Source organism: Pseudomonas sp. AM8, assembly GCF_036346475.1.
GTDB lineage: Bacteria > Pseudomonadota > Gammaproteobacteria > Pseudomonadales > Pseudomonadaceae > Aquipseudomonas > Aquipseudomonas marginalis.
The window spans coordinates 218,409-237,900 of sequence record NZ_JAOTNX010000007.1 but is presented as its reverse complement, the minus strand read 5'-3'; the positions used below and the strand labels follow the sequence as shown (position 1 = coordinate 237,900).

Sequence of the window (19,492 nt, the reverse complement as noted above, 5' to 3'; positions counted from 1 at the left end):
GCTGGACTCCATCCGACGCTTGGGGGCATGAGCAAACTCCCCTTAGGGCATAAACAATTTCAGGCGACCGCATTCCGGTGGTGAGCGGGCTTGTCCCGCGTCGGGTGCGAAGCGCCCCCTGATGAAGACGAATGCGGGGTATCAGGTACTCCTCTGCGCCCGGTTTTGGGGCTGCTGCGCAGCCCGACGCGGGGCAAGCCCGCTCGCCACAGGGGTTCCGGTTTGCTGCGCGACAGCGCGGGGCCTCCCACATTGAAGGTGTGGTGCGTTCAGAATTGATACTCGGCACCCGCCCCGGCATACCAGGAGCGCCCAGGCGCCGCTTCGTAGTAGCGGCCATTGCCGTCGCCGACGATCACCGAACCGACGTACTGGCGGTCCAGCAGGTTATCCAGGCGCAGGGTCTGGTGGAAGGTCCAGTGTTCGACCTTCTGCTCGAACCGTGCGCGCCAGTTGAACACGCTGTAGCCCGGCGCGGCGTGTTGGCTGTTGGTGTCTTCGACGTAGACCTTGCTGCGGTACAGGCCTTCGACTGCGGTACTGACCCAGTCCCGGGGTTTCCAGTTCAGCTCGGCGAACAGCGTGGTTTGCGGCACTCCGGGGAGGTAGTTGCCTTTGTCGACGGCAGTTGTGCCGCTGGTGAAGTCGCTGTCATAGGTGGCTTGCAGGCGCGTGTAGGCGAGGTTAGTGCTCCAGTGTTCGGCGAGTTGGCTTTCGATGCCCAGTTCGAAGCCGCGACGCAGGGTGCGGCCGGCGTTTTGGTAAGTGGTGCGCCCTCCGCTGGATTGCTGCACTACCAGTTCGTCCTCGGTGGTGATCTGAAAGAGGGCCGCATTCACGCGGGTGTCCTGGCCAATGCGAGCTTTCAGGCCAACTTCATACTGTTGGCTGACCGATGGCTTGAGCGCAAAGTTGAAGCCGTTCGCCGTGCTGGAATACGCGGACTCGGCCTGGGTTGGGGTTTCGAAACCTTTGCCCGCGCTTACATAACCGTGCAAGTCAGGTGTGAAGGCGTACATGACGCTGATCGACGGCGTGTTCTTCTGGTAGGTCTTGCTGCCGCTGTCGTTGCCGTCGCTGAGGAAGTGATCGTCTACGTCCATTTCCATGGTGCTGTGGCGCAGGCCGGCTTGCAGGGTCCAGTCACCCAGCAGCCAGTTGGCTTGCACGAACGGGTCGAGGCTGGTGGCGGTATCGATTTCATCGCGGCCCAAGGCCCCTTTGACACCATGCACCCCATTGACGGTGTTGGAGTAACCTTGGCGATCATCCTGGCTGCGGTCGTAGTCGAGGCCGGTGATCAGGGTCAGCTCGCCGGGTGCGCTGGTGATAGGTTGCAACCAATGGAGGGAGCCGCCATAGAACTTGCGGTCGAAAGCTACCACACCGCCGCGAGCGTTAGCCGGATTGGCGGCGCCACTGCCGAACCTGTCCGGGATCGACAGATACTGAACCACACTACGCCGCCCGGTATACCCGTTCACCTGCAGCGTCGCATCGCCGAAGTACCGTTCATAATTCATGCCCAATTGCTGATGATCGATACTTTTGCGTGTGTTGTACGTCAGCGCATTGCTGCTCACCGAACGCGGGTCGGCCTTGTAGGCGTCCCAGGTTTGCCCCAGTGGATCCTGGGTACCGTTCTGCTCCAGGCTGCTGTAGATCAGCGCCAGCTTGCTGTCGTCATCCGGTTGGACATTGAGCTTGGCGAAGGTCTGGTCGCGACGGGCGCTGCTGTGGTCGCGGTAGCCGTTGGTATCCATGCGCGAGGCGTCGAGTACAAAGCCTGCGCCGTTTGCCGCGCCTTCGGCGCTCAGGTGGTTCTTGTTCAGGCCGTCGCTGCCCACCAGGGTTTCGGCGCCGATGCGTGGCGGGCCTTCGCCATCGCGGGAAAACATCTGGATCACGCCGCCAGCATTGCTGCCATACAGGGTGGCGGCCGGGCCGCGCAGCACTTCGATACGCTCGGCGGTGTCGAGGTTGAACGTGGCGGCCTGGCCCTGGCCATCCGGGGTGCTGGCGGGGATGCCGTCGGCGATCAGCTTGATGCCGCGCACACCGAAGGCCGAGCGGGCGCCGAAGCCGCGAGAGGAAATCTGCAGGTCCTGGGCATAGTTCTGGCGGTTCTGCACCACCAGGCCGGGCACGCGGGCCAGGGCTTCGGAGGCGTTGATGCCCAATTGGCCGTCGCTGATCTGCTCGCGACTGATGCCGCCCACCGAGTAGGGCAGGTCGAAGGTCGGGCTGGCGCTGCGCGAGCCGGTGACGACGCTGGGGTCGAGGATCAGCGCGGGGTCATCAGCCTGGGCGACGCCGCACAGGGCGAGCAGGCCGGGCAGCAACAGGTTGAAGCGAGCGAGAGGGGTCATGAGTCAGCCGGAATCCGTGGCGCTTAGGGTGTAAACGCGCAAAAGGGCGCGAGTTTAGTGACTGGGAAGATTTTTATCATTCAGGAATTCGGCTACGCGACCCATCAGCGCGCTCGCACTGCACACATGGCGATGGTGCAGGCGACTCTTGCCGCTAACAGCTTCCCACTGCTTTTGAGCTATAATCCCGCCCTTTAGCTGTTTCCTGCCCAGGCGGGAAGCACACTTTTTTCAGGCGCAACCCGCCTGCATGCAGACTAAAAGAGGCTAGACCCCTGTGGCATTGACGATTCTTGGCCTGTCCGGCGCCCTTAGCCATGATCCTTCCGCAGCCTTGTATATCGACGGCAAGCTGATCGCGGCCGCCGAAGAAGAGCGCTTCGTACGCGACAAACATGCAAAGAACCGCATGCCCTACGAGTCGGCGAAGTTTTGCCTGGAACAGGCCGGCATCAAGCCTTCCGACGTTGATGTGGTGGCGATCCCGTTCGCCCCGATCAGCCTGTTCGGCGAGGCGCGCTGGCACTACGCCAAGCGTTACTGGTACGCCCCGGACCGCGCACTTGACGCGATCCTGATGGGCAACCGTCGCTACAAGCGCTATCGCAACAAGATCGTCTGGTGCCTGGAGCAACTGGGCTTCGACCCGAAGAAAATCAAGATCGAACCGGTTGAACACCACCTGGCCCACGCGTCCAGCGCCTACCACTGCTCCGGCTTCCAGGAGAAGACCGCGATCCTCGGCATCGACGGCAAGGGTGAGTACGCCACCACGTTCTTCGGCTACGGCGAAAACGGCAAGATCCACAAGATCAAGGAATTCTACGATCCGGACTCCCTCGGCGGCCTGTACGGCGCGATCACCGAGTTCCTCGGTTTCGAGATGCTCGACGGCGAGTTCAAGGTCATGGGCATGGCGCCGTACGGCGATGCCAGCAAGTACGACTTCTCGCGCCTGGCCTCGTTTGAAAACGGCGAGCTGATGATCAACACCGACTACGCCAACGTCATTGGCCTGCGCCGTTATAAAGAGAAGGGCAAGGGCTTCTACTTCTCGCCGAAACTGATCGAGTGGCTGGGCCCCAAGCGCGAAGGCGACATCGCCGACGAGCCGTACATTCACTACGCCGCCAGCATGCAGGCGCTGTTTGAAAAGCTGGCCTTGCAGATGATCGACCATTACCTGGGCGATATCCTCAAGGACACCGGCAAGCTGGCCTTCGCCGGCGGCTGCGCGCTGAACGTCAAGCTGAACCAGAAGATCATTGCCCGTGACGACGTGAAAGAGCTGTTCGTGCAGCCGGCGTCCGGCGATGCCGGCACCGCCGTCGGTGCCGCCGCCTACGTGTCCCACGCCCGTGGTGTACCGGTGGAGAAGATGGAACACGTCTACCTCGGCCCGTCCTACAGCAACGAAGACGTGATCGCCGCCTGCGCCAAGCACGAGAGCAAGCCGAACTGGCGCAAGATCGAGAACATGCCCAAGCGCATTGCCAGGATCATGGTCGACGGCAACCCGGTGGCCTGGTTCCAGGGCCGCATGGAGTTTGGCCCGCGTGCCTTGGGCGGTCGTTCGATCATCGGTTGCCCAAGTGCGACCGGCGTGGCCGACCGTATCAACCACCAGATCAAGTTCCGCGAGCGCTGGAGGCCTTTCTGCCCGTCGATGCTCGACACCGTGGCCCCGCAGATGATCAAGGTCGATCACCCGGCGCCGTTCATGACCTTCACCTTTGAAGTGTCGGAAGAGTGGAAGACCCGCGTGCCGGAAGTGGTGCATGAAGACGGCACCTCCCGCGCCCAGGTGCTCAAGCGCGAATACAACCCGCGCTACTACGACATGATGAAAGAGCTGGAAGTACTGACCGGCAACGGCGTGTCCCTGAACACCTCGCTCAACCGTCGTGGCGAAGCGATGATCTGCTCGCCGACCGACGCGCTGAACATGTTCTTCGGCTCTGACCTGCAGTACCTGATCATGGAAGACATCCTGGTCGTCAAGGACGGCGTGGACCCTTATGACGCGCTCGGCTGAACGCCACGTCCTGCAGTTCTGCCATGGCTATGACGGGCCATTCCTGGACTGCGCGCGGCAGTACGCCAGTTTGTTCGCAGGCTCCGGCTACAAGGTGACCACGGTGTTTCTCACCGGGGTCGCCGACCCGCACGTGGCCGCCGGTTGTGCGTCCGATGAAGTGTTGTTCATGGAATTCAGCTCCAAGGCCATTCGTGGCCTGAAGCTGGGTGCCATTCGTGAACTGCGCAAGATCGCCGCGTCGCGCAACTTCAGTTTTTGTATCGCGCACCGTTTCAAGCCGATCTACATCGCCTTGCTCGGCACACGGCTGCCGGTGATTGGCGTGCATCACGCCTTTGGGGATTACCAGCGTCGCAGTCGCAGGCTGTTTGCCGGGATCTTCCGCAAGCGCCTGAGCCTGCTGGGGGTTTCCGACGCGGTGCGTGACGATATGCGCCGTTGCCTGCCGACCTGGCCGGCGGCACGCATCCAGACGTTGTACAACCGCATCGACGTCGACGCCTTGCAGGCCACACAGGTGCCTGCACATGAGGCGCGCGACGCGTTGGGGTTGTCGCCGGACGAATGGGTGGTCGGCAATGTCGGCCGCCTGCACCCGGACAAGGACCAGGCCACACTGCTCAAGGGCTTTGCCCAGGCGCTGGCGCACTTGCCGGCCGAAAGCCGCCTGGCGATCCTCGGCAGCGGGCGCCTGGAGCGGGACCTCAAGGCCCTCGCACGGGAGCTGGGCATTGCCGACAAGGTGCTGTTCCTCGGCCAGGTGCCGGATGCGCGTCGGTACTTCCGGGCATTCGATGTGTTTGCCCTGAGCTCCGACCATGAACCCTTTGGCATGGTGCTGCTGGAAGCCATGGCGGCCGGCGTCCCGTTGCTGGCCACGGCCTGTGGCGGTGCGAAGGAGGTGGTCGAGGGCGTGGGTATCCTGTTTCCCTTCGGCGATGCCGAACACCTTGCCCAGGGGCTGCGGCATCTGGCAGCAATGGATCAACACCAGCAACGGCAGTGCGCCGAAATGATGCTGGAGCGCCTGCGCGAGCGTTTCTCGGATCAGGCGGTACGCGATACCTTCTGGCAATTGCCACACGTTATTGAACTGACCGCGGGGGCTTGATGCTCAATCGATTCCAAGGCTGGCGCGAGCGTGGCTGGTCCGTCGTCGATGCGCCGGTCTACAGCGATGCCTGGCAGCGTTTTGGCGGCAGTGTCGCGACCCACCCACAAGTGATCGAACGTCTGGCCGGGCTGGCCGACATCCCGGTGCGTTACCTGGCCTGGGAGCAGGGCGGCGAGCTTCAAGCCTGCATCGCGACCTGGGGGCGCGACCTGGCCTTGTCCAAGGATGTGCTCAAGCAGCGCGGCAAAAAAGGCCTGTTCGACCTGGGCAACGCCGAGTTGATCCTGCCCGCCGCGCCTGCAGCCCAGGCGCCCTTGCGGCACCGTGCACGCTATTTGTCGGCCCTGAATGAAGGCCGTTTCAGCGGCCTCAAGCCCCAGGCCGAACAGTTGGCCATGGCCCGCACCCCGGAAGAACTGTCGAAGAAGTTTCGCTACAACCAGCGTCGCGAACTGCGCTTGCTCGAAGAGGCCGGTGGGGTGGTGCGACCGGTGAGCGAGTTTTCCAGCGAGGAGCTGGCGGCGATCTACTGCGACCTGTTCCTGCGCCGCTGGGGCTTTGTCGCCACCGGCGCCGAACGCATGGCCGAGGTGATCGAGCTGCTGCGCGAATGGCTGATCGGTTCGGTGATCTTCCTCAATGATGCGCCCATCGCGGTCCAGTTGGTGTACCGGGTCGAGTCGCCGGAGTGGATCAGCGTGGAGTACGTCAACGGTGGCGTCGACCCTGAAACCCGGGCGTTCAGCCCGGGGAGTGTCCTGAGCTTCCTCAATACCCAGGGCGCCTGGGAACAGGCACGTGAAGTCGGCAAGCCGCTGCGTTTCTCCTTCGGGCGTGCCGACCGCGAGTACAAGGACCGTTGGTGCAACCCTGTGCCGGTGCTGACCGTATGAGCCGCAAACAGCAATTGCTCAAGCGCCATCGGCGCAACAAACGGGTCGGCTTGCTGATCGGCTTGCTGCTGCTGGTGGTGATTGGTATCTGGGTGGCGTGGTGGCTGCCGTTGGCGCTCGGTGTGCTGGCCTGGATCGCCCACGAGGCATGGTTTGCCGACCATCTGTTTTATGCGCCCAACGAAGACTACCGATACCGGTTTTCGACGGATGCCGAGGTGGCCGGGGTTCGCTTCGACGGTGACCGGCTGCGGGTGGATTCGCCGCTGCAAGCCGAGGCGACCCTGGTATTGGCTATCAAGGTCAAGAGTGGTTGGTTGGGACGTTTCCTGGATCCGGCCATTGAGATTCTGGGCGGAGAGAGCACTGACCGCCAGGCCTTCGAGCGCGGGGTGAATGGCGTTCGCTACCTGAACCTCAGTGGCTGGGCGCCGGCCCTGATGTCCGGTGAGTTGCGTTTACGCGGGCGCTTTTGCAGCCTGCAGGGCGCTCCTCGGCTGTGGGCCTGGGGTACGCCGGATTATTCGGCGCAGCGGGTCATGGTTATCGCGCCTCATGCCGACGATGCCGAATTGGCTGCCTTCGGTCTTTACAGCCAGGCCGACAAGCCATGGATCGTGACCCTCACCGCCGGTGAAATCGAAGCCGAGCACTATCAACGCATGGGCCTGGATCCGGTCGAGGCCGCGCGGACCAAAGGGCGTTTGCGCGCCTGGGACAGCATTGCCGTGCCGCTTTGGGCCGGTGTGCCACAGGCGCACTGCGTGCAGCTGGGTTACTTCTGCCTGCAACTGCCGGCGATGCGCGCTGCGCCTGATCAGCCGATCGCTTCGCGCGAGGCCGACCTGTCGGATACCCGCCTGTTCCGCCAATTCAATCCTTTCCCGTTGCCGGCGGATGCCGATGGCCTGCCGACCTGGCAAAACCTGCTCGCCGATCTGCGTCAGTTGCTGCTGACCGCACGCCCTGAAGTGATCGTCTTGCCCCATCCGGTCCTGGATCCTCATCCGGACCACATCTGTGCGCAGCAAGCGGTGATCGAAGCCTTGCAAGGTTTGGAGTGGCAGCCGACCACCGTGCTCGGCTACGCCAACCACCTGCATGACAACGACCGCTGGCCCATGGGCGACGCGGGCACCGGTATTGCCTTGCCGCCGCTGTTCGATGACGCGCTGGAACTGTGGCCGTGCAGCCTGTCGCTGTCGCCGGCCCGGCAGCGCGACAAGGCCATGGCGCTGGGCATGATGCATGACCTGCAACCCGCCCCGCCGTTCAAGCGTCGTGTGCGGCGCTGGCTGCAACGGGTCTTGGCGGGACGGGCGCGGTCGCCTTATGGTGAGAACGAGTTTTTCCGCAAGGCCGTACGACGGCATGAGTTGTTCTGGCGTTTGTGACGGCAGTTGTGAAAGGGAAGGTCATGAAAGTTTTGTTTCTGGTACAGAAAGAACAGCGCGCGATTCTCGATCGCCTGTACGAAGGCATTGCCGAGCACTGCGAGTGTGATACCCGCTGGCTGAGCAGTGCTGAGCAGCGCAACCTGCGCGGTTACTTCAAGCGTGAAGTCGACGTGAGCCGTTATGACCGCATCGTGTTCTTCCTGCGGTTCAAGCAGGAGATTCGCCAGGCCGGCTTTATCCGTACGATCCCGAACCTGGTGATCCTCGAACACGATGCCTACCAGAACTACATTCCCTGCAAGTACACGGGCAAGTTCAGTGCCCATTACCGTCGCTTGCCGTGGGTGCGGGTCATCAGTTCGGGGCATATGGTGACCGAGCGCCTGCGCGCCGAAGGCTTCGATGCGGTGTTCGTGCCCAAGGGCTACGATCAGGCGCTGTTGCAGGCCCAGGGATTGGAGCGCGACATTGAGCTGGCATTTGTCGGCAGCACCAACAGCGTGGCCTACAGTGGTCGCAAGGCATTGCTCGATGAGTTGGCCCGCGTTGAACCTTTGGTGGTTACGCGCACCAAATCCGGTGAGGAATACTGCGCAACCCTCAACCGGATTCGTTTTTTCGTCAGTGCCGACGTGGGCATGGGCGAGTATATGATCAAGAACTTCGAAGCCATGGCCTGTGGTTGTGTGCTGCTGGCGTTTGACCAGGGAGCCGGGGAAAACCAGGCCCTTGGCTTCAAGGACATGGTCAATGTGGTGTTCTATAAAGACATTCCCCAGTTGCAGGAAAAACTCGCTGCATTGCGATCCAATCCTCAACTGGCGGCCGAGATTGCGCGCAACGGGCAGGACCTCGCGGTCAGCCAGTTCAGCTTTGCGCGCATCGGCCAGCGCATTGTCGAGGCGCTGAAGCCGCCGCTGCGGCCCCGGGCACCGTTGAGTTTGCTGGAAACGCTGCGCTTGAAACTAGGCGTTTGATATCTGCCAGGTGGCCGCGCTTGGTGGCCTTATGATATTATCGAGGCTTGAATGCAATTCTCCGCTCAAAGCGATATAACGCTCGTCGTGACCAGTTGTGGTCGCTTCGATTTGCTGAAGCGCACGCTCGCGAGCTTCGATCTGTTCAATACAGCGGCCATCCGCGAAGTCTTCATTACCGAAGACTCTGGCGATGACGCGGTACGCCTGGCGATTCCCGAGCATTGGCTCGGCCATTGCACGTTCCTGATCAACCGCCCGAAGCTGGGGCAATTGGCATCCATCGACTTGGCCTACGGGTCGGTCAAGACCCCGTACATATTCCATTGCGAAGATGACTGGGCGTTTTATCGACCCGGTTTTGTCGAGGATTCGAAGACCGTGCTGGAGCAGCGTCCCGATATTCTCCAAGTCTGGTTGCGCAATTACGTTTACGACTTGCAGGTGCACAGCCCCTATATTCATCTGGGGCCGCGCGAGGTGATTGGCGGGGTACCTTGTTATTCCTTGCTGTCCGACAAGCCTGAGTGGCAAGGGTTCTCGCTGAACCCGGGGCTGCGACGTATCAAGGAATACCGGTTATGTGCGCCCTATGCCGGGTTCGAGGGTGAGAAAGGGCTTTCCAGGCGTTACGCGCAGCTGAACCTGGGCGCCGTCACCCTGGAGGGCGATGCGGTCTTGCACACCGGTTTCGGTTTGCATGTGGCGACGGCGGAAGAGCGCTTGACCAAGGCGCGGCGCAAGCGGCGAGAGCGGGTCAAGTTGGTGCTCATGCTGATCCTGGGGGTCGGCATCGGTTGGTTGATCCGCCAGTAAATACGACGAGCCACACCAACGCCGCATAAGGTTTTTTCGATGAGTATTCTCAACATCATGTGGGCTGGTGGCTCTGCATTCGCTTCGGTGCAGAAGGTTCATCAGCAAATACTGGCCCAGGCCGACAGCGATGTACCGGTGCACACCTGGTTGCTTCAGGGCAGCGCCGCTGGCAGCGATGGCCTGGTCGAGCAGGCCGTCGAGTGGAACCTCTCATCCGCCAGGCTCAAGGGGCGGCACCTGTGGAAGTGGCTGATGCCCTGGATGCGTGCGCGCTTCCAGAAGGCCCTGCCTGAGGATGTGCAGGTTGTATTGCTTGATGGCATCGGTGTCGCGCGGGTGCTTTTACCGGTGCTCAAGCACTTGCCGCAGGTGCGGGCCGTGGTGATTTTTCATGGCGTCACGCGCTTGCGCAAAGCTGATCGTAAGCTCTTCGAGCAACTCCCTGCGTCGCAACTGACGCTGGCGGCCGTGTCGCAAACCCTCGCCGGCTCCCTTGAGCGTTACCTGCAACGGCCCGTGGCGGTGCTGCGCAGTGCCTTCGATCCTGCGGTGTTTCGTGCCGCCGCGCTTGCCCGTGAGCCGGCTCGATCCCGCCTGGGGCTGCCGTTGGATGGCTCGCCGGCAGTGGGGGCGGTAGGTCGACTGGTCGACGGCAAGGGGTTTGGCTGTTTGCTGGAGGCCTTTGCCAGTGCGACGGCCGATCGGCCGGATGCGCGCCTGGTGATCATCGGCGAGGGGCCGGCGAGGCCCAGGCTTGAGGCGCGTATCGAGGCGCTTGGCTTGCGCGACAAGGTGTACCTGCCGGGGCATCTTCCTGAGGCGGCGACCCTTTATCGGGCGTTTGACTGGGTCGCCATTCCGTCGACGGAAGAGGGCCTGGGGTTGATCCTGCAAGAGGCGGTGATGGCCGGCGTGCCTGTACTGACCAGCGAGCTGGCAGTGTTCCGCGAACAACTGGGTGATGCCGGCTGGTACGCGCCCGTAGACAGCGCCACGTCCTGGGGGCAACTCCTGGCACGCGCGTTCGTGAGTTCCGGCGTGCAGGTTGTCGAGGCTCAATCGCGGGCGTTGGCGCCGGAGCAGGCCTGGAACGATTTCACTGAAACCACCCGGCGGCTGTTCTCATGCCGCTAGCAGCGCTTGCTCCAGTGCTTGCATTGGAAAGTGTTCGTTCAGCTTCTCGCGCGCAATATAGCGGGCGAAGTGTTGCAGGTTGCGCCTCGCCAGTTCCGGGTTCAGGGGCGCGCGCAGGAAACGCATGTCGGCCACGTCGATCAGGCCCATTTCATTGTCCGGTGTCACGACAATATTGCCCAGGTGCAACGAACGGAAGTAGATGCCCGCGCCATGCAGGCGGCGAATAAGGGCCACCAGCGGGTCGAGGTTGGTGTGCCAGTCAAAGCCTTCACGGTTGGAAATCTGGCGCAGCGTTTCGCCCGGCAAGGGGCGGTAGAGTACGGCGGTCATGCCGGGCGCCGTCAGTTGAAAGAACGCGAGCACGGTCAGGGTCGGGATGCCCCGTTGTTGCAACTGCGCCACGTTGTCGATGAAACGCTTGGAGTACGGGCGGAACAGCGCGGACGACAGCAGGCGCTTGCGGCGAAACAGCTTGAGGATGTTCCCGTCGGTCAGCAGGTAGACTTTGGGGCCGTAGCTGTCCTGTTCCAGGATTCTGGCACCTTCAATCATCGCGGTTAAATCGGCTTGGGAAAGCCTTGAACATTGCATCGTCGGAAAGCCTTGTGGGAGTCGCGGGCACAGTGATCGGTAATAATGCCGAAAGTTTTGGGTTTTAACCATGCCGGGTTGGCGGGTTGAACGTATTCAGGAGCGGGTGATGCAAGCAAGTCGTTGGGCGCAGGTATGGATGATTTTCGGGTTACTTTGGTTTTTGCTGGCGATTGCTTTTGCCCCGACCAATAAGATTTATCAACAGGGTTTGACGCTGTTCCTGTGGTTGCCGGCGATGGTGTTTGCCTGGTCGGCCCGTGAGCGTCTCATGGAGGTCTGGCGCGAACAGCGCTGGCTCTGCGTGATGGTCGGGTTGCTGGCAGCTTGGGGGGCGATCAGCCTGACGTGGACCAATGCCGAGGACCCTTCGCGCGAAGCCAAGCGTCTGCTGTACATCGGCGTGTTCCTGCTGTTTTTCCCGGTACTCGCCTGTGGCCGGACCGAGCAGGTGATCCGCGTGATGCAATGGGGTGGTTTCGGCCTGGCCCTGTCGTCGCTCCTGGCGATCATCAAATTCTATGGCTTTGAGCATAACGACTGGTATGCGCGCCTCGAAGGCCTGGGCCAGTTGAGCCATCCGATCCTGGGTGCCTATGTGATCGGCCTGGCCGCCGTGTGGTTGCTGCACTGGCTGCCGCGCGGTCGCTGGATGCAGGTGGCATGGGCAGTGTCCATCGCGTTGCTTGGGTTGTTCGTGGTGCTGAGTCAAAGCCGCGGCGCCGCACTGGCGTTGTTGCTGACTGTCGTGGCAATGCCGGCCTGGTGCCGTGACCGCCGTAGCACGGTGATTGCCATTGGTGCGGTCATCGCGGCGCTGGCGGTGTTCTTCGCCATGCAGTCCCTGGTGCTGGCCCGGGGTGTGTCTTACCGTCCGCAGATCTTCATGGCCGCCGTGCAGATGATCAGCGAGCGCCCGTGGACCGGCCTGGGGCTGGGCGGGGACTACAAGGTATTTGCCGATAACCTCTTTTTCGATCACTCCCACAACCTGTTCACCCACGTGAGCATCGAGTTGGGCCTGCCCGGCCTGCTGCTGTGGTGCGGCCTGTGGTTCGGTGTGCTGTGGCAGGCCTGGAAGGCCCGAGACACGCTCTATGGCAAGGGCATCATCGGCATGTGGGTGTTTTCGTTCCTGGCCATGCAATTCGATGCCGCCAGCCTGACCGGCACGCCGCGGGCCGAGTGGTTTATCTCCTGGCTGCCGATTGCCCTGGCCAGTGTTTTGGTCTGGGCTCGGGCCAAACCCGACGCGTGTGATAAAGTTCGCGTCCTACCCAATCAGTGAGCTCGACACATGAGTGACGCACCGCCCAAAGCGGACCAGGAATCCAGCCTGAAAATCTATTTCCGGCTGCTGGGCTATGTGAAACCGTACCTCGGCATGTTCCTGCTGAGTATCGTGGGCTTCGTGATCTTCGCTTCGACCCAGCCAATGCTCGCCGGGATTCTCAAGTACTTCGTCGATGGCTTGAGCAACCCCGATGTGGTGTTCCTGCCCAATATCCCGTTGTTCAAGGACCTGAAGTTGCTGATGGCCGTGCCGCTGCTGATCATCCTGATCGCCGCGTGGCAGGGGCTGGGGTCGTTCCTGGGCAACTACTACCTGGCCAAGGTTTCCCTGGGGCTGGTGCATGACCTGCGGGTCCAGTTGTTCAACAAGCTGCTGGTGTTGCCTAACCGCTATTTCGATACCCACAACTCCGGGCACCTGATTTCCCGTATCACCTTCAACGTGACCATGGTCACCGGTGCGGCCACCGATGCAATCAAGGTGGTGATCCGCGAAGGCTTGACGGTGGTGTTCCTGTTCGGCTACCTGCTGTGGATGAACTGGAAGCTGACCCTCGTGATGCTGGCGATCCTGCCGCTGATCGCGATCATGGTCGGCAGCACCAGCAAGAAATTCCGCAAGCAGAGCAAGAAGATCCAGGTGGCAATGGGCGATGTGACGCACGTCGCTTCGGAAACCATCCAGGGTTACCGCGTGGTGCGCAGCTTCGGTGGCGAAAGCTACGAGGAGCGTCGCTTTGCCGCCGCCAGCCAGGGCAATACCGACAAGCAGCTGCGCATGAACAAGACCGGTGCGGTCTATACGCCGATGCTGCAACTGGTGATCTACACGGCCATGGCCGCGTTGATGTTCCTGGTGCTGCTGTTGCGCGGTGAAGCCACGGCGGGTGACCTGGTGGCCTACATTACTGCGGCGGGCCTGCTGCCCAAGCCGATTCGCCAGCTGTCGGAAGTCAGCTCGACGATCCAGAAAGGCGTGGCCGGTGCCGAGAGCATCTTCGAACAACTGGATGAAGAACCCGAAGTCGACAGCGGCACTGTGGAGCGTGATCGCGTCAGCGGTCGCCTGGACGTGCGCAACCTGAGTTTCACCTACCCGGGTACGGAGCGTGAGGTGCTCAAGAACATCAGCTTCAGCGCAGCCCCTGGGCAGATGATCGCCCTGGTCGGCCGCTCGGGCAGCGGCAAGTCGACCCTGGCCAGCCTGATCCCGCGTTTCTACCATCATGAAACCGGGGAAATCCTGCTGGACGAGGTCGAGATCGAAGACTACCGCCTGCGTAACCTGCGTCGTCACGTGGCCCAGGTGACCCAGCATGTGACCTTGTTCAACGACACCGTGGCCAACAACATCGCCTACGGCGACCTGGCCGATGCACCCCGTGCCGACATCGAGAAAGCCGCCGCCGACGCCTACGCCATGGACTTCATCTCCGAGCTGCCAAAAGGCCTGGACACCGAAGTCGGTGAAAATGGCGTGCTGCTTTCCGGTGGTCAACGTCAGCGCCTGGCGATCGCCCGGGCCCTGCTGAAAAATGCCCCGCTGCTGATCCTCGATGAGGCCACTTCGGCCCTGGATACCGAGTCCGAGCGGCATATCCAGGCTGCACTGGACAAGGTCATGAAAGGTCGCACCACCCTGGTGATTGCGCACCGTTTGTCCACCATCGAGAAAGCCGACCTGATTCTGGTGATGGACCACGGCGAAATTGTCGAGCGCGGGACACATCTCGAACTGCTGGCCATGGGCGGCTATTACTCGCGCCTGCACGCCATGGGGCTGGACGAGCCGGCCACGGCAAACATCACCTGACCAGCCGGGGCGCGCAATGCGCCCCGGTGTTTGTATCAGGCCCGTTACAGGGCTTGACCAAAGCCAAATAATCCAGCGCTTGTCGTTTGTTATGTTGGCCTTCTCGATTCGAATGACGAACGAGAGGGCTAACCTTCTTGCGTGGGTATTGGAATGTTGCAACGTCTACTGTGGAAGCTGCTTCCCAAACACCAGAGGGTGTTTCTGCTGGGGCGTTTGTCGGTGGTGGATCGCCAGGCGGTGAACAAATCCCTGTCTGGGGTAGCAACGCTTAACCCGGCTTTCGAACGACACCAGTGCGTGTTTATCCATGTGCCCAAATGCGCCGGCAGCAGCCTGTGCTCGGCACTTCTCGAGGGGCGCTGGCCGGGGCATCTGCCGTATTACTGGTATGAGCAGCAATTTCCCCAACACTGCGAGCGCAGCTTCAAATTCGCTTTCGTACGCGACCCGCTGGAGCGCGCTTACTCGGCCTATACCTACTTGCGCGGCAACCCTATGGGCGCTCGCGACCTGCAAGCCCAGTCGCTCGTTTCCAGCTACCGCGACTTCGACCATTTCATTGCCGGCTGGCTGCACCCGGATAACCTGCGACGTCAATTGCACTTTGCTCCCCAGACCGACTTCCTGGTCGATCACATGGGCCAGATGGCCATGGACTTCCTCGGGCGCCAGGAGTCTTTGCAGCAAGACTTCCTGCACCTGTGCGAACGCCTCGGCGTGGACTCATCCCTGCCACATCTGAATGTTTCCCTGGGGCGTCGCCACGAGGCGGTCAGGGACTTTTGCTCCTCGCGCACGCGCCGATTGGTCAGGCGTGCCTATCAACGTGACTACGAGGTGTTGGGTTATGAATAGCCAGTTGCTGACCGGCGGTGGCGCTGCCATCCGTCCCTTTTCCCTATCGCTGTCCGTGGCCGCACGGGCGGCGCTCAAGCATCAGCAGCCCTGCTGCGTATGGCTGACGGGGCTGTCCGGGTCCGGCAAGTCGACCCTGGCCAATGCCCTGGAGGTGCAACTCAACGAGCAGGGGCGGCACACCTTCGTGCTTGATGGCGATAACTTGCGCGCGGGGCTGTGCAATGACCTGGGCATGAGCGACGCGGCGCGCAAGGAAAATATCCGGCGTATCGGCGAAGTGGCGCGTCTGATGGTGGACGCCGGCTTGATTGTCATTGTGTCGGCGATCTCGCCGTTCAGCGTCGATCGGGCGCGCGCCAGGGCGCTGTTCGGGCCGGAGCAGTTCTTTGAGATTTATGTCAGCACGCCCTTTGACGTATGTGCCCGGCGCGATCCCAAGGGCTTGTACCGCGCCGCACTGGAGGGGCGCATCAAGGCCTTCACCGGGTTGGACAGCCCCTATGAGGCACCGCTTGCGGCCGACTGCGAAATCAATACCGATGAGGTTGAGTTGGCCGAAGCCGTGGAGCAGATCCTGGCGGCACTGTTTAAAAAGTGATCAGTTTCAGTGCCTGATGCATCGCGGATAAAGCTCTCGAACTAGGCGGCGCTCACCCTGTGCTAATATCGCGCCCCTGTTCATTTTGTATGTGGGTTGCTCCATGAAGTTGTCCATGCCGCGATTCGATCAAGCCCCTGTCTTGGTGGTCGGCGATGTCATGCTCGACCGTTACTGGCATGGCGGTACCTCACGGATTTCCCCTGAGGCGCCGGTACCGGTAGTCAAGGTCGAGCAAATCGAAGACCGTCCAGGTGGCGCTGCCAACGTTGCCCTCAATATTGCCGCCCTCGGCGCCCCGGCCTCCCTGGTCGGTGTGACCGGCGACGACGAAGCCGCCGACAGCCTGGCCAACAGCCTGCGCGGCGCCGGCGTACGCGCGCTGTTCCAGCGCATTGCCCATCAGCCGACCATCGTCAAGCTGAGGGTGATGAGCCGTCACCAGCAATTGCTGCGTATCGATTTCGAAGAACCCTTCGCCACCGACGCCCTGGCTCTCAGTGGCCAGGTCGACGCGTTGCTCGAAGGTATCAAGGTGCTGGTGTTGTCCGACTACGGCAAAGGCGCCCTGAAGAACCACCAGGAACTGATCCAGGCCGCCAAGGCGCGGAACATTCCGGTACTGGCCGATCCCAAGGGCAAGGACTTCTCGATTTATCGAGGTGCCAGCCTGATCACACCGAACCTCAGCGAGTTCGAAGCCATCGTCGGCGGTTGCGCCGATGAGCACGACCTGGTGAGCAAAGGCGCGGCACTCATGGCCGACCTTGACCTCGGCGCCTTGCTGGTGACCCGTGGCGAGCACGGCATGACCCTGCTGCGTCCCGGTCACCCGGCGATGCACCTGCCGGCGCGTGCCCGTGAAGTGTTTGACGTCACCGGTGCCGGTGACACCGTGATTTCCACCCTGGCGGCCTCCATTGCGGCCGGCGAAGAGTTGCCCCACGCCGTGGCCCTGGCCAACCTGGCGGCGGGCATTGTAGTCGGCAAGCTGGGGACGGCCGCGATCAGCGCGCCTGAACTGCGCCGTGCGATCCAGCGCTCCGAAGGTTCGGAACGTGGTGTGCTGAGCATCGAGCAATTGCTGCTGGCGATTGACGATGCCCGTGCCCACAACGAAAGCATTGTGTTCACCAATGGCTGTTTCGACATCCTGCACGCCGGCCATGTGACCTACCTGGAGCAGGCTCGCGCCCAAGGTGATCGGCTGATCGTCGCGGTCAACGATGACGCGTCGGTCAGCCGCCTGAAAGGCCCTGGCCGTCCGATCAACAGCGTCGACCGACGCATGGCGGTATTGGCCGGGCTGGGCGCGGTGGATTGGGTGATCAGCTTCCCTGAAGCCACCCCGGAAAACCTGCTGGCCCAGGTCAAGCCGGACGTGCTGGTCAAGGGCGGCGACTACTCCGTCGACCAGGTGGTCGGTGCCGACATCGTCAGTGCCTACGGCGGCAAGGTCAAAGTGCTGGGCCTGGTTGAGAACAGCTCGACCACCGCCATTGTCGAGAAGATTCGCAACAATGAGTAAGGCTGATCCGTTGGTCCTGATCACCGGTGGCGCCGGCTTCATTGGCTCGCACCTGGTCGACGCGCTGCTTGCCAAGGGCTACGCAGTGCGTGTGCTGGATAACCTGTCCACGGGCAAACGCAGCAACCTGCCGCTGGACAACCCGCGCGTCGAGCTGCTCGAGGGGGATGTCGCCGATGCCGGGCTGGTGGCGCGTGCCGCTGTCGGCGCGACGGCGGTGGTGCACCTGGCGGCGGTCGCTTCGGTGCAGGCTTCGGTGGATGACCCGGTCAGCACGCACCAGAGCAATTTCGTCGGTACCCTGAATGTCTGCGAAGCCATGCGCAAAGCCGGTGTGAAGCGGGTGGTATTCGCTTCCAGCGCGGCGGTGTATGGCAACAACGGCGAAGGCGCTTCCATTGACGAAGAGACCACCAAGGCGCCGTTGACGCCCTATGCCTCGGACAAGTTGGCCGGCGAGCATTACTTCGACTTCTACCGGCGCCAGCATGGCCTGGAGCCGGTGATTTTCCGCTTCTTCAATATCTTCGGCCCGCGCCAGGATCCGTCATCGCCGTACTCCGGCGTGATCAGCATCTTCAGCGAACGGGCTCAGCAAGGCCTGCCGATTGCCGTGTTCGGCGATGGCGAGCAGACCCGCGACTTCATGTACGTGGAAGACCTGGTGGACGTGCTGGTGCAGGCCATCGAAGCCCCGGACGCGCCGTTGGGGGCGATCAACGTCGGCTGGAACCGCACGACTACCCTCAAGCAGGTGCTGCAGGCACTGGAAGAGGCCATTGGTACGTTGCCTGCCGTGACTTACGGCCCGGCACGCTCGGGAGACATTCGGCATTCGCGGGCGAATAACCAGCGTTTGCTGGCCAGCTTCAAGCTACCTGAGCCGACCCCGCTGACGGTTGGCCTGGCGCGGTTGCTCAGAGGCTGACTGTTCACCTGTAGGAGCGAGCTTGCTCGCGAAGCTCGTCAACGATAACGCGGGTATCCTGATTAAAAGCGGCGCCCTTGAGTTTTTCGCGAGCAAGCTCGCTCCTACAGTTATCGAAGCCAGCCCTCAGCGGCTGGTTTTTTTATTTGGCACGATCTTGCGCAGCATCTGGCGTGCCTTGCCGGTCAGGCGCTTCAATTTCGATTCTTTCTCAGGCTCTGCCAGGCCTTGCTGGCGAAGCCAATCCTTCCAGCGAATGCGCTCGTCGCGCACCAGCCAACCTTCCTGCTGGGCGAAGCTTTCCGCCAGGTATAGACCGCGGGTGCTGGCGGGGTAGAGCTGGTCTTTCTTGACGGTGTAGAGCTCAGCGAGCGGTTGGCCGTCTTTCAGTGGCATCAGGTACAGGTCCGGGCGCTGGCGGTCCAGGCGTGCCACCAGCTGGTCGCCTTCAAGCCGCTCATCCACATGGAACAGGCTCAGGGATTTGGCTTCCTTCGGCACTTCCAGGCGCAAGTCATAAATCAGTTGCAGCGACGCGGTCGGCACATGCACATAGGCCCGTGGGCGCTCGATCAGTTGGGTGGTTGCGCAACGTACCGGGCGTGCGGCGCCTGACAAAGGGCTCAGGCGAAACGGCAAGGCTTCGCGGTAATGCAGTGCGGCGGAGTAGGGGGCCGGCAACCAGGTGTCGTTGAAGCGCCCGCCGAGCCAGCCTTCCGGGGTCTCCAACAGGCATTCCTCGGCAATCTCCTGGATGGCGGTGTGCAGCGGCAGGTTCAGTTCATGGGCGGGCACGTAGCCGGAGATCAGCTTGAGCACCACATCGCCACGGTCCTGGCGACGCTGGCGCACCAACACCCAGTAATCCTTGTTTTGCCAGTGCAGGGTCAGGCGCACCGATACGCCGAGGTTGGCCAGTTCCAGGGCGAAGCGTTCGGCATCCGGCACCTCTACCGGCTTGCGCCGTTGCAGGGTCTGGGCGAAGTTGAGCGGCATACCCACGCCCTGGTAGATCAGGCCTTCGGGGGTGGCTTCGACGTGCAGGGGCAGTGTCTTGAAGTTGCTGGGGTTTTTTCTTATGAGCGTTCGCGGCATGTCGGCTCCTTCTTGCGACGGGGTCGGCCGCGTCGGCGGCA

At 62.1% G+C, this 19,492-nt stretch carries 16 protein-coding genes; 13 read left to right on the top strand and 3 right to left on the bottom strand.

The annotated features are described in order from the left end of the window. Positions 1 to 269 precede the first annotated feature (269 nt). Positions 270 to 2,369, bottom strand: a complete 2,100-nt coding sequence (locus V3W40_RS18515; RefSeq protein ID WP_074848548.1) for a TonB-dependent receptor family protein — start codon at positions 2,367 to 2,369, stop codon at positions 270 to 272. A 277-nt stretch (positions 2,370 to 2,646) separates the two neighbouring features. On the opposite strand from V3W40_RS18515, the gene V3W40_RS18510 reads away from it, so the two are divergent. From V3W40_RS18510 to V3W40_RS18480, 7 genes are read left to right on the top strand one after another with little or no spacing between them, the layout of a single operon-like run. Continuing rightward, entirely contained in the window at positions 2,647 to 4,404 is a 1,758-nt protein-coding gene (locus V3W40_RS18510; protein ID WP_330215459.1) for a carbamoyltransferase family protein, read from the top strand. Next, entirely contained in the window at positions 4,388 to 5,518 is a 1,131-nt protein-coding gene (locus tag V3W40_RS18505; protein WP_330215458.1) for a glycosyltransferase, read from the top strand. The genes V3W40_RS18510 and V3W40_RS18505 overlap by 17 nt, the downstream gene beginning before the upstream one ends. Next, positions 5,518 to 6,414: a GNAT family N-acetyltransferase gene (locus V3W40_RS18500; RefSeq protein WP_065925658.1), complete on the top strand. Its 897-nt coding sequence runs from the start codon at positions 5,518 to 5,520 to the stop codon at positions 6,412 to 6,414. Before V3W40_RS18505 ends, V3W40_RS18500 begins: the two co-directional genes overlap by 1 nt. After that, on the top strand, positions 6,411 to 7,808 hold the full coding sequence (locus tag V3W40_RS18495; protein ID WP_330215457.1) for a PIG-L deacetylase family protein: 1,398 nt from the start codon (positions 6,411 to 6,413) through the stop codon (positions 7,806 to 7,808). Before V3W40_RS18500 ends, V3W40_RS18495 begins: the two co-directional genes overlap by 4 nt. 23 nt (positions 7,809 to 7,831) lie before the next feature. Next, positions 7,832 to 8,788, top strand: coding sequence for a glycosyltransferase family protein (locus tag V3W40_RS18490; RefSeq protein WP_065925656.1), 957 nt, complete (start codon positions 7,832 to 7,834; stop codon positions 8,786 to 8,788). A gap of 51 nt (positions 8,789 to 8,839) precedes the next feature. Further along, positions 8,840 to 9,604, top strand: coding sequence for a hypothetical protein (locus tag V3W40_RS18485; protein WP_027604939.1), 765 nt, complete (start codon positions 8,840 to 8,842; stop codon positions 9,602 to 9,604). A 39-nt stretch (positions 9,605 to 9,643) separates the two neighbouring features. After that, positions 9,644 to 10,741 (top strand): glycosyltransferase, encoded by a 1,098-nt coding sequence (locus V3W40_RS18480; RefSeq protein WP_065925655.1) that lies wholly within the window; start codon positions 9,644 to 9,646, stop codon positions 10,739 to 10,741. Here the strand turns inward: V3W40_RS18480 and V3W40_RS18475 are convergent. Next, positions 10,730 to 11,296: a hypothetical protein gene (locus V3W40_RS18475; RefSeq protein ID WP_027604937.1), complete on the bottom strand. Its 567-nt coding sequence runs from the start codon at positions 11,294 to 11,296 to the stop codon at positions 10,730 to 10,732. The two genes, V3W40_RS18480 and V3W40_RS18475, sit on opposite strands and share 12 nt — an antisense overlap. Before the next feature lie 148 nt (positions 11,297 to 11,444). Between V3W40_RS18475 and V3W40_RS18470 the strand changes: the two genes are divergently transcribed. The 6 genes from V3W40_RS18470 to V3W40_RS18445 all read left to right on the top strand — a co-directional run bounded on the left by V3W40_RS18470 (position 11,445) and on the right by V3W40_RS18445 (position 18,356). Beyond that, the gene (locus V3W40_RS18470) at positions 11,445 to 12,623 is read left to right on the top strand and encodes an O-antigen ligase family protein (RefSeq protein ID WP_027604936.1); all 1,179 of its coding nucleotides are present in this window, start codon (positions 11,445 to 11,447) and stop codon (positions 12,621 to 12,623) included. A 9-nt stretch (positions 12,624 to 12,632) separates the two neighbouring features. Then, a complete protein-coding gene (gene msbA, locus V3W40_RS18465; protein WP_065925654.1) occupies positions 12,633 to 14,441 on the top strand; it encodes a lipid A export permease/ATP-binding protein MsbA in 1,809 nt (602 codons plus the stop codon). 153 nt (positions 14,442 to 14,594) lie between these two features. Continuing rightward, the gene (locus V3W40_RS18460) at positions 14,595 to 15,299 is read left to right on the top strand and encodes a sulfotransferase family 2 domain-containing protein (protein WP_330215456.1); all 705 of its coding nucleotides are present in this window, start codon (positions 14,595 to 14,597) and stop codon (positions 15,297 to 15,299) included. After that, the gene (gene cysC / locus V3W40_RS18455) at positions 15,292 to 15,900 is read left to right on the top strand and encodes an adenylyl-sulfate kinase (RefSeq protein WP_074848563.1); all 609 of its coding nucleotides are present in this window, start codon (positions 15,292 to 15,294) and stop codon (positions 15,898 to 15,900) included. Before V3W40_RS18460 ends, cysC begins: the two co-directional genes overlap by 8 nt. Before the next feature lie 103 nt (positions 15,901 to 16,003). Further along, positions 16,004 to 17,428 carry a bifunctional D-glycero-beta-D-manno-heptose-7-phosphate kinase/D-glycero-beta-D-manno-heptose 1-phosphate adenylyltransferase HldE gene (gene hldE, locus V3W40_RS18450; protein WP_065925651.1) on the top strand — a complete coding sequence of 475 codons (1,425 nt, stop codon included), beginning with the start codon at positions 16,004 to 16,006 and terminating at the stop codon, positions 17,426 to 17,428. After that, positions 17,421 to 18,356 carry an NAD-dependent epimerase/dehydratase family protein gene (locus tag V3W40_RS18445; RefSeq protein ID WP_065946618.1) on the top strand — a complete coding sequence of 312 codons (936 nt, stop codon included), beginning with the start codon at positions 17,421 to 17,423 and terminating at the stop codon, positions 18,354 to 18,356. The genes hldE and V3W40_RS18445 overlap by 8 nt, the downstream gene beginning before the upstream one ends. A gap of 126 nt (positions 18,357 to 18,482) precedes the next feature. Here V3W40_RS18445 and V3W40_RS18435 read toward each other — a convergent pair whose 3' ends face one another. Beyond that, positions 18,483 to 19,451, bottom strand: coding sequence for a metal ABC transporter ATPase (locus V3W40_RS18435; RefSeq protein WP_065925649.1), 969 nt, complete (start codon positions 19,449 to 19,451; stop codon positions 18,483 to 18,485). Between the last annotated feature and the right edge of the window lie 41 nt (positions 19,452 to 19,492).

What these genes read in the sequence shown, in the direction of transcription:
- V3W40_RS18500 (WP_065925658.1), top strand. Translation starts at nt 5,518, where the DNA reads ATGCTCAATCGATTCCAAGGCTGGCGCGAGCGTGGCTGGTCCGTCGTC.
- V3W40_RS18470 (WP_027604936.1), top strand. Translation starts at nt 11,445, where the DNA reads ATGCAAGCAAGTCGTTGGGCGCAGGTATGGATGATTTTCGGGTTACTT.
- V3W40_RS18505 (WP_330215458.1), top strand. Translation starts at nt 4,388, where the DNA reads ATGACGCGCTCGGCTGAACGCCACGTCCTGCAGTTCTGCCATGGCTAT.
- V3W40_RS18445 (WP_065946618.1), top strand. Translation starts at nt 17,421, where the DNA reads ATGAGTAAGGCTGATCCGTTGGTCCTGATCACCGGTGGCGCCGGCTTC.
- V3W40_RS18485 (WP_027604939.1), top strand. Translation starts at nt 8,840, where the DNA reads ATGCAATTCTCCGCTCAAAGCGATATAACGCTCGTCGTGACCAGTTGT.
- V3W40_RS18495 (WP_330215457.1), top strand. Translation starts at nt 6,411, where the DNA reads ATGAGCCGCAAACAGCAATTGCTCAAGCGCCATCGGCGCAACAAACGG.
- V3W40_RS18460 (WP_330215456.1), top strand. Translation starts at nt 14,595, where the DNA reads ATGTTGCAACGTCTACTGTGGAAGCTGCTTCCCAAACACCAGAGGGTG.
- hldE (WP_065925651.1), top strand. Translation starts at nt 16,004, where the DNA reads ATGAAGTTGTCCATGCCGCGATTCGATCAAGCCCCTGTCTTGGTGGTC.
- V3W40_RS18490 (WP_065925656.1), top strand. Translation starts at nt 7,832, where the DNA reads ATGAAAGTTTTGTTTCTGGTACAGAAAGAACAGCGCGCGATTCTCGAT.
- V3W40_RS18515 (WP_074848548.1), bottom strand. Translation starts at nt 2,369, where the DNA reads ATGACCCCTCTCGCTCGCTTCAACCTGTTGCTGCCCGGCCTGCTCGCC.
- V3W40_RS18475 (WP_027604937.1), bottom strand. Translation starts at nt 11,296, where the DNA reads ATGATTGAAGGTGCCAGAATCCTGGAACAGGACAGCTACGGCCCCAAA.
- msbA (WP_065925654.1), top strand. Translation starts at nt 12,633, where the DNA reads ATGAGTGACGCACCGCCCAAAGCGGACCAGGAATCCAGCCTGAAAATC.
- V3W40_RS18435 (WP_065925649.1), bottom strand. Translation starts at nt 19,451, where the DNA reads ATGCCGCGAACGCTCATAAGAAAAAACCCCAGCAACTTCAAGACACTG.
- cysC (WP_074848563.1), top strand. Translation starts at nt 15,292, where the DNA reads ATGAATAGCCAGTTGCTGACCGGCGGTGGCGCTGCCATCCGTCCCTTT.
- V3W40_RS18480 (WP_065925655.1), top strand. Translation starts at nt 9,644, where the DNA reads ATGAGTATTCTCAACATCATGTGGGCTGGTGGCTCTGCATTCGCTTCG.